6 protein-coding genes and 1 pseudogene are annotated in these 8103 nt (G+C 69.2%); 5 read left to right on the top strand and 2 right to left on the bottom strand.

From position 1 onward, the window contains the following. Window positions 1–3 precede the first annotated feature (3 nt). Both A9310_RS11270 and acs read right to left on the bottom strand, forming a co-directional pair. Complete coding sequence (locus tag A9310_RS11270) at window positions 4–513, bottom strand: phage holin family protein (RefSeq protein ID WP_065630684.1); 510 nt, start codon at window positions 511–513, stop codon at window positions 4–6. Between the two features lie 192 nt (window positions 514–705). Further along, window positions 706–2646: an acetate--CoA ligase gene (gene acs, locus A9310_RS11275; RefSeq protein WP_065630685.1), complete on the bottom strand. Its 1941-nt coding sequence runs from the start codon at window positions 2644–2646 to the stop codon at window positions 706–708. A 394-nt stretch (window positions 2647–3040) separates the two neighbouring features. Between acs and A9310_RS11280 the strand changes: the two genes are divergently transcribed. The 5 genes and pseudogenes from A9310_RS11280 to A9310_RS11300 form a co-directional block, all read left to right on the top strand. Then, complete coding sequence (locus A9310_RS11280) at window positions 3041–3796, top strand: oxidoreductase (RefSeq protein WP_065630686.1); 756 nt, start codon at window positions 3041–3043, stop codon at window positions 3794–3796. 957 nt (window positions 3797–4753) lie between these two features. Continuing rightward, complete coding sequence (gene ssd, locus A9310_RS11285; protein WP_065630697.1) at window positions 4754–5815, top strand: septum site-determining protein Ssd; 1062 nt, start codon at window positions 4754–4756, stop codon at window positions 5813–5815. Then, complete coding sequence (locus tag A9310_RS11290) at window positions 5812–7020, top strand: TadA family conjugal transfer-associated ATPase (protein ID WP_078111775.1); 1209 nt, start codon at window positions 5812–5814, stop codon at window positions 7018–7020. The genes ssd and A9310_RS11290 overlap by 4 nt, the downstream gene beginning before the upstream one ends. Then, window positions 7017–7868 carry a type II secretion system F family protein gene (locus tag A9310_RS11295; protein WP_065630687.1) on the top strand — a complete coding sequence of 284 codons (852 nt, stop codon included), beginning with the start codon at window positions 7017–7019 and terminating at the stop codon, window positions 7866–7868. The genes A9310_RS11290 and A9310_RS11295 overlap by 4 nt, the downstream gene beginning before the upstream one ends. Further along, window positions 7868–8103: pseudogene (locus A9310_RS11300) on the top strand (type II secretion system protein F); the annotation flags it as partial. The gene A9310_RS11295 and the pseudogene A9310_RS11300, both read left to right, overlap by 1 nt.

Consider the following 8103-nt stretch of genomic DNA (forward strand, 5'->3'; position numbering starts at 1 on the left):
GGATCACCCTTCGCGGGCGGGCGGGATTCTCGGGTGCGTGGTGGTGTCGTGCGCCGCGCCGCGGTGGGGCAGGACGGTCGGCAGTTCGTTGACCGTCTCGATCGTCTTCGCGGGTCCGCGCACGCGTTTGAAGAACAGGTATCCGACGAACGCGGCGATCAGGGTGACCGCCACCAGGATGAGGAACACGATGAGGAACGCCAACCAGCGCCAGACCCACTCGTCGAGCAGTTCGGCGAGGAAGAAAAAGAAGAAGAAGCTCGCGTAGAGCGCCATCACACCGGCGACGATGAGCAGCCCGGTGCCCGCGCCCGCCTTCTTGGCCTCGGTGACCAGCTCGGCCTTGGCGAGCGCGACCTCGGATCGGAACAGGGTGGAGACACTGGCGGTCGCGTCCTTGACCAGGCTTCCGATCGTCGGCTCGCCGTTGCGGCCGGCGTTGGCGTCGGAGAGCGGGATCGACGGGACGGAGTCCCGGCCCGCGTCGGGCAGGCCGTGCTCGTTGGGGCTCACAGAATCCTCCGTTGTTCGGCTGATGGCCATATGTTGCCATGCGCGGGCGGTCCGGGTGGCGAGCCACCCATCGAATGGGGTGGCGAGCCACCCGTCGAATGGGGTGGCGAGCCACCCGTCGAATGGAGTGGCGCGAAGACGGGCAGGGCCTGCCGACCTCAGGTCGGCAGGCCCTGGAGAACTCGAACGGCCTCAGGCCTTCTTCGCGCGGATCGCTTCGAAGACCGAGGGGTCGACGAGGGTGGAGGTGTCGCCGAGTTCGCGGCCTTCGGCGACGTCCTTGAGCAGGCGGCGCATGATCTTGCCCGAGCGTGTCTTGGGCAGTTCGGGGACGACGTTGATCTCGCGGGGTTTGGCGATCGGCGAGATCTCCACCGACACCTGCTGGCGCAGTTCGGCGATCAGCTGGTCGCCGGTGTTCTCCACGCCCTCGCGCAGGATGACGAAGGCGACGATGCCCTGGCCGGTGGTCTCGTCGGCGGCGCCGATGACCGCGGCTTCGGCGACTCCGGAGTGCCCGACGAGCGCGGACTCGACCTCGGCGGTGGAGATGCGGTGGCCGGAGACGTTCATGACGTCGTCGACGCGTCCGAGGACCCAGAGTGCGTGGTCCTCGTCGTAGCGGGCGCCGTCGCCGGCGAAGTACCAGCCCTGCTCGGCGAACCGTGACCAGTACGTGTCGCGGAAACGCTCGTCGTCGCCCCAGATCCCGCGCAGCATCGACGGCCACGGCTGGTCGAGCACGAGGTAGCCCTGCTCACCGGCGCCGACCGGGTTGCCCTGGTCGTCGACGATGTTGGCGCTGATACCGGGCAGGGGCTTCATCGCCGATCCCGGCTTGGTCGCGGTCACGCCGGGCAGCGGCGAGATCATGATGGCGCCGGTCTCGGTCTGCCACCAGGTGTCGACGATGGGCGCGGAGTTGCCGCCGATGACCTCGCGGTACCACTTCCAGGCCTCGGGGTTGATCGGTTCGCCGACGCTGCCGAGCAGCCGGATGCTGGACAGGTCGTGGGCGTCGGGAATCTCCCGTCCCCACTTCATGAAGGTGCGGATCAGGGTCGGCGCGATGTAGTAGATGGTGACGCCGTACTTCTGGATGATCTCGAAGTGGCGGTGTTCGTTGGGGGAGTTGGGGGTTCCCTCGTAGACGACCTCGGTCGCGCCGTTGGAGAGCGGACCGTAGACGAGGTAGGAGTGGCCGGTCACCCAGCCGATGTCGGCGCCACACCAGAAGACATCGCGGCCTTCTTTGTGGTCGAAGACGTAGTGGAACGTGTAGCTGACCTGGGTGAGGTAACCGCCGGAGGAGTGGACGATGCCTTTGGGCTTGCCGGTGGTGCCCGAGGTGTAGAGCAGGAAGAGTGGGTGTTCGGCATCGAAGGCCTCGGCGTCGTGGGTGTCCGACTGTTCGTCGACGGTGTCTTCCCACCACACGTCGCGGCCTTCGACCCAGTTCAGGTCGGGGTCGTGGTTGGTACGACGCACGACGAGGACCTTCTCGACGGATTCCGCGGCGTCGTCGCCGGTGCCGAGCGCCTCGTCGACCTGGGTCTTCAACGGCGCCGGCTGGCCACGGCGGTACTGTCCGTCGGTGGTGATGACGAGCTTGGCCTCGGCGTCGTCGACGCGGGAGCGCAGCGCTCCGGAGGAGAAGCCGGCGAAGACCACGGAGTGGGTGAGGCCGAGGCGGGCGCAGGCGAGCATCGAGATCAGGGCCTCGGGGACCATCGGCATGTAGATGGCGACGCGATCCCCGGCGACCAGCCCGATGGACGAGAAGTAGTTGGCGGCCTTGCTGACCTCGGCGAGCAGCTGGCTGTAGGTGAGGTCGCGGGTGTCGCCGGGTTCACCGACCCAGTGGATGGCGACGCGGTCGCCCTTGCCTGCGGCGACGTGCCGATCCACGCAGTTGACCGCGACGTTGAGCTTGCCTCCGACGAACCACTTGGCGAACGGGGCGTCGGACCAGTCGAGGGTGGTGGTGAACTCGGTGGCCCAGTCCAGCCGCCGGGCCTGCTCGGCCCAGAACTCGAGGCGGTCGGCATCGGCATGGTCATACATCTCGGCGGTGCCGTTGGCCTGGGCGGCGAACTCGTCGGAGGGAGGAAATGCCTGGACGGTGGAGGACATCGGTGACAAGGGCCTTTCGCTGTCGACGGCGGTCACTCAACAGTAGGGTGACCTGGCGTCAGAACGGGCAATCAGTGTGAGCGTAGTCACGTCGCGGTCTAGGCTGGAACCGTCCGGTATGTGAGCGCGGCCGATTGGCGACGAACGGCGGGTAAGCGGCGACGAGCGGTCGGAATGCCCTCTGGACCGCGCCGACGTCGGGAGCGATGCGTTTCAGTCAGTCAACTGACGAACACCGTGAACAATTACAGGTGCGCATTATCTGAAACGGTGACTAACAATGGATCATCGGCGCCCATTCGGCTGACACCGTGGGTGTCCGAATCCGTAGCCCTGATCGACCGAACCGAGGGCGACCTGGTGAGCGGTCCGCGGCCGCAACTATCGTCGGTTCGTGACCACCGACCCACTGTTGCCCCTGCTGGAGCTGCCCGGCGTCGCCGCCGCCGCCGATCGAGCACGGGATGCCCTGTCCGTAGTGCACCGGCACCCCGCCAACCTGCGGGGATGGGACAAGACCGCCACCGAGGCGTCGTGGCGGGCGGGCCGGTCCTCGGCCGCGATCGACGGCGGAAGTGTCGAGCTCCGACGCGATGGCGACTTCGACGACCCGATCCTCGCCGGCGCGATGCGGGTGTCGCAGGCCCTCGACGGCGATTCTCTGCTCACACTCACCTCGGTGATCCGCCGAGCACCCGCACAGGCGCTGGCGAGGTTGCACACCCTCGCCGCCGCCGACCTCGTCGACGACCCGGAAGATCTCGGGCGGCCCCGAAGTGGGACGGATGTCGCCGAACGTCTCAACTTGTTGGGGCAGTTGACAACCGGCGCCACCTCGGTCCCGGCGCCGGTGCTCGTGGCGGTGGTGCACGGCGAGCTGCTGGCGGTGAACGCCTTCCCCGCTGCCAACGGTGTCGTCGCTCGTGCCGCGTCCCGGCTCGTCGGCGCCGCGACCGGGCTGGACCCGCACTGCCTCGGCGTGCCGGAGGTGACCTGGTTCAAGCGGGTAGGCGAGTACCGCACGTTGGCGACGAACTTCGGGGCGGGTACCGAGTCGGGCCTGCGGGACTGGATCATCTTCTGCTGCGAGGCTCTGGAAGCCGGTGCGGCCGAGGCGAAGTCGATTGCGGACGCGGCCCGGTCGGGTTAGTCTCGCGAGGTCTCGAACCCGGCCCGGACAGCACTGCGGGCGGCCGCCGGCGTCGTAAACGACGCGGTTGCCGCCCGCGTAGCACGGACTCAAGTTACCAAGCGTGCTTGGTGGGTTGTGGTCACCGCCTCGGCGATTGATCGCGAGTCGGGATTACTGACCGTCCACGTGCTGCCAGCTGTGGGCCATTCCTCTCGGGCCTGGCGCCTCACGAGAGGAAGGCGGTGGCGCATCGAGTGGTGGCGGTCGGTCGTCCTGACTGTGATGTCGCAGGCGCACAACACTTTTGCCATATGCGGCGTGCTCCGCGTGGGTGCTTGCCGCCCGTGCTGGGAAGTGCTCGGCGTGGGGGTCCGTTCCTTCTCTTCCGGATCGAACTTGGCCTTCCGAGATTCCGTAACCACTGTTCTACACCGTGACGCCGATCACATCAAGCGTTCGGCGTCGGAATGTTGAACAACTTGCGGATGGCGACGAATAACTCTGTGACGCAGCATCTTCGACGGAATTTGCCGGCGGTTCGGGGGTGGTGGGTGTCCGGTCAGGGCATTCGGCGGCCTCGAGCGGGAACGTTGCAAAGACGTTGCGCGATTCGCGGACCTGAATCGCGATTCCCGAATGGGCGCCCGGAACGGGCGTCGCATTCGATCTCCTGGTTACTCCGCAGTAGAACGGACATTAGTGAATAGGATTGTTGTGCTTGCAAATAATCCAAACCCGTGTGTATAGTCATCGGTACCCGGTTCTCATACCGGTGCGTTTCAGCCCGACCCCCCGGGGCTGAAACGTGACGACCCCGGCCTCCTCCCCCCCCCTGGCCGGGGTTGTCCTCTGTCTGGGGTCTGTTGTATCCCGAGATCCCGCCGGTTGCGCGAGTTTGTCCACAGCCTTCGTCGCCATCCCCAACCGCCCGCGATCCCGCCCGTCGGAACGCTCATCTGCCGGATGATCGGCCGCATGCCCGATGAACTCCTGGTTCTCGTAGACCCCGACCTCCACGACGACGTCGCACGCTGCGCCGCCGCAGCCGGATACCACGTGCTCAGCGCGCCGGCGGACGACTGCCGTCGCGAATGGCTGACCGCCCGGGCCGTYGCGGCCGACCCGTCCGCGATCGCCGTTCTCGCCCGGGTGCGCCCACCTCGGCGACCCGGTCTCGTACTGGTGAGTGCGACCGAACCGGGAGCACACATCTGGCGGATGGCGATGGAACTGGGTATCGAGGACGCGTCGACGCTCCCGGCCGACGAAGGACGCCTCGTCCGGGTACTGACGGAGTGCCGGGTGCCCAGACGCCGACCTGCGGGGGTCGTGGCGCTCATCGGTGCTCACGGTGGTGCCGGGGCGTCGACCCTGGCCGCGGCGGTTGCGCTGACGTCGGCAGGTGCCGAGTCGCCCACGCTTCTGCTCGACCTCGACGACATGGGCGCCGGAGCCGATCTCCTGCTGGGCATCGAGCGCCGCCGCGGGCTGCGGTGGCAGGATCTCTCGCTCGACGGCGGCGTCGTCGGCGGTACGGCGCTCCACCAGGCGCTGCCGAACGCGGGCGAGGGCCTGGCGGTGTTGACCTCACAACGCCTGCCGAGCGCCGGGTTGAGTGTCGACGCGGTCACCGCGGTCATCGACGCCGGGCACACTCATGGTGATCTCGTCGTGCTCGACCTGCCCAGGTCCGACGCGCCGGTGGTGCGCGCCGCGATCGCGTCGTCCGATGTCGTGGTGGTGGTGACCACACTCACCGTCGGCGGATGCGCCGCGGCTCGACGCATCGTCGACCGTGTCGTCGGTGACGAGGTGGCCGTCGAGCTGGTGGTGCGCGGCCCGTCGCCCGGCGGGTTGCGTCCGCAACAGGTCGCGGATGCCATCGGACTCCCACTGCTCGCCGCCTATCGGCCGGAGCCCCGTCTCGCGGGGCGGCTGGAGGGTGGTCCGTTGCGGTTGCGGCCTCGCAGTCCGCTCGGACGCGCGGCGCACACCGTGCACGCCAGGGTCGCCGAGCGCCGCCAGCGTGCGTCGTGACCCAGGCGCGAATCGACGGACCGGCCGACGAGGCGCTGTTGGACCGGGTTCGCTCGCGACTGGCCGCCGACGCGGCCGACCCGAGTCCGGCCGTCATCGCCGACGCGATCCGCGCCGAGGCCGGGGGAGTGCTGGGTGACACCGACCTGCTCGCCGCTCTCCGCTTCCTGCAGACCGAGCTGACCGGGGCGGGCAAGCTCGAGCAACTCCTCGCCGAACCCGACATCGCCGACATCCTGGTCGCCGGTCCCGACGAGGTCTGGGTCGACCGCGGATCCGGGCTCGAGCAGACGACGATCCGCTTCCCGGACGAGGCGTCGGTACGCCGCCTCGCGGGTCGGCTGGCCCTGGGCGCCGGGCGGCGGCTCGACGACGCCCAGCCCTGGGTCGACGGGCAGTTGTCGAACGTCGGTCGGCGCGGATACACCGTGCGGCTGCACGCGATCATCCCGCCGCTTGCCGCGGACGGTACATGTATCTCCTTGCGGGTCCTGCGTTCGGCGTCCAAGGATCTGCCGAGCCTCGTCGAGAGCGGCGCGATCCCGTCCGAGGTGGTGCCGATCATCGGGGACATACTCCGGAACCGCTTGGCATTCCTGGTGATCGGCGGTACCGGGACCGGCAAGACGACCCTGCTCAACGCATTGATCGGAGCTATGGATCCGCGCGAGCGGGTCGTCTGCGTCGAAGATGCGCTCGAACTGGCCCCGCGCCATCCGCAGGTGGTGAGGTTGGTCGCGCGCGCGTCGAATGTCGAAGGCGTGGGCGAGGTGCCGGTGCGGACCCTGGTCCGTCAGGCACTTCGGATGAGACCCGACCGGATCATCGTCGGAGAGGTTCGCGGCGGTGAGGTCATCGACCTCCTCACCGCGCTGAACACCGGGCACGACGGGAGCGCCGGCACGGTCCACGCGAACTCGACGTCGGAGGTGCCGGCGCGGATGGAGGCCCTCGCCGCCCTCGGAGGCATGGCCCGCGACGCTCTCCACAGTCAGCTGGGTGCCGCACTGCAGGTGGTGCTCGGCGTGGCGCGCAACGCGGGCGGGACCCGCGGACTCGCCGAGGTCGGGGTCGTCCGGCGCGACGACGCCGGACGCGTGACGATCGTGCCGATCTGGTTGCGGAACAGCGGTTTCACGGCGGAGCGCGATCACTTCGACCGGTTGGTCGCCGGGCGTGGGCCGGTGTCGGGGGACCGACGATGATGTCGACGCCGGTCGCCGTCGCGCTGGTCCTGGGAGCCGTGGGCGTCGCGCTGCAGCTGTCGGCCGCGCCGCGAGCGAGACACCGACTCCAGACGGTGTCCGGACAACCCCGCCCCGCCCGGAGATCGGTTCCGGCCGTGCTGATCCCGATGACGGTCCCGTTCGGGGCGCTCCTGATCGGCGGGTTGGCGGCCGCCGTCGCTGCCGCGATCGTCGTGACGGTCGTGCTGTGGGTACGTCGGCGGCGGTCGGCCGAGAAGCGCCTCGACCGCCAGTCGGATGACTTGCTCCTGGGGCTGTCGCTGATGATCGCCGAACTGTCGGTGGGTGCGCCACCGGTCCGGGCCTGCGAGGTCGCGGTCGCCGAACTCCGTCGTCGCGAGCCCCATGACCCGGCCACCGGAGCGGAGATCGCGAACGGGTTGGAGTCGATGGCGTTCCGGGCCGCCCTGGGCGGGTCGGTGATCGACCCGGTGTCCGGGGCCGGCCTGGCGGGCAGGGTCTCGGGCGAGGCGTCCTGGCGTCGTATCGGCGTGGCCTGGCAGATCGCCGAGGACCGCGGCCTGCCGATGGGCGACCTGCTCGGTGCGGTGCGTTCGGATCTTCAGGCGCGGCGTGGCTTCGCGGATCGGACGCGAGCCGGACTGTCGGGACCGCGGGCGACGGCAGCGGTCCTCGCCGGTCTGCCATTGCTCGGGATCGCCCTGGGTCAGGCGACCGGTGCGGGTCCGATCCAGGTCCTCCTCGGCGGTGGCCTGGGAGGGATCCTGTTGGTGGTCGGGTGCGCTCTGGTCGCCGCGGGGATCGGCTGGTCCGAGCGCATCACCGGCAAGGTGCTGGCACGTTGATCGCCGGCGCCCTCACCGGCACTGCGTGTTCGGCGGTGCTGCTCGCGGCCGCGCTGTGGATCTGGCCCGCGCCGCGCTGGCTGCTCTATCGGGTAACCGATCCGCCACCGCCGGCCGATCGCACGCCGCGGTGGCTCGGTGCCGGTCCCACCGCCGACGACCCGTTCGCGGTCGCGGCGGCCTTCGATCTGTTCGCGGTGTGCCTACGCGCCGGTCTGCCGGTGGGGACCGCGGC

Source organism: Gordonia sp. UCD-TK1 (genome assembly GCF_001691435.1).
GTDB lineage: Bacteria > Actinomycetota > Actinomycetes > Mycobacteriales > Mycobacteriaceae > Gordonia > Gordonia hongkongensis.

Coding starts and splice junctions, on each gene's coding strand:
- acs (WP_065630685.1), bottom strand. CDS start 2,646: ATGTCCTCCACCGTCCAGGCATTTCCTCCCTCCGACGAGTTCGCCGCC.
- A9310_RS11295 (WP_065630687.1), top strand. CDS start 7,017: ATGATGTCGACGCCGGTCGCCGTCGCGCTGGTCCTGGGAGCCGTGGGC.